The following is a 552-nucleotide window of genomic DNA, read 5'->3' on the forward strand; positions in this document are numbered from 1 at the left end:
GTACCTGCACGTCCGTCGCGGCCGACAACGACTACCCGACCACCGTCGCGGCGAGCGGCATCAGCCTCGCCGGCGACCCGCTCGCCGCCGACCGGACCTCGACCGTCGACGTACTGCACCCGAGTCTGAAAGCCACCACCGCGACCGAACCGATGACCGCTCTCCCAGGTCAGGCCGTCAAGTTCACGACCACGGTCACGAACACCGGCGACACCCCGCTCTACGGCCTCAGCGCCCGCGCGGCCGGTGGATGCGCTCCCCTGCAGGGCCAACTCGACCCCGGCGCGTCCTCCGCCGTGGACTGCACGGNNGAGGCGAGCGCGTCCGTGCAGGTCAAGGTGATCTACCCGAGGCTGACGATCAGCGCGCTGTGGTCGAAGGACCGCGCGGAGGACGGCGAACTCGTCACGGTCACCGTCACGGTCGGCAACCCGTCCGAGTACTCGATCGACGACGTGCGGGTCGACGGCGAGCCTGCCGCGTGCCGCAGGACGTTCCCCGTCCTTCGACCGCGCGAGCGTCTCACCTACACCTGCCAGGTCGCCGCGCCGG

Source organism: Lentzea kentuckyensis (assembly GCF_002150765.1).
Lineage (GTDB): Bacteria > Actinomycetota > Actinomycetes > Mycobacteriales > Pseudonocardiaceae > Lentzea > Lentzea kentuckyensis.